At 40.3% G+C, this 278-nt stretch carries 1 protein-coding gene; it reads left to right on the top strand.

What is annotated here, in order from left to right:
• Window positions 1-152 precede the first annotated feature (152 nt).
• A partial coding sequence (locus IQR33_RS15605) for a DUF808 family protein (protein WP_193843822.1) occupies window positions 153-278 on the top strand: 126 nt, incomplete at its 3' end.

Raw genomic sequence — 278 nt, 5'->3', positions numbered from 1 at the left:
GCTGAAAGGTATCACAAGACTAGACCTGTCTTATCTTTACGGCAATATAAAACACCATTTGGGGTGGTATTCTTTGCAAAATCATCACTTTGATGAGTGATTCATTGGTGTTACATTTTGTTACTTACTCAATTTCATATAAGAGACCAAAAATGGCTGGAGCAAGTTTACTCACACTGCTGGACGATATTGCCACGGTGCTTGATGATGTCGCCTTAATGTCAAAAATGGCGGCAAAGAAAACCGCAGGTGTGTTGGGAGATGATCTAGCGTTAAAC

The organism is Vibrio sp. OPT46, assembly GCF_015163535.1.
GTDB lineage: Bacteria > Pseudomonadota > Gammaproteobacteria > Enterobacterales > Vibrionaceae > Vibrio > Vibrio alginolyticus.
This window is presented reverse-complemented; position numbering and strand designations above follow the sequence as displayed.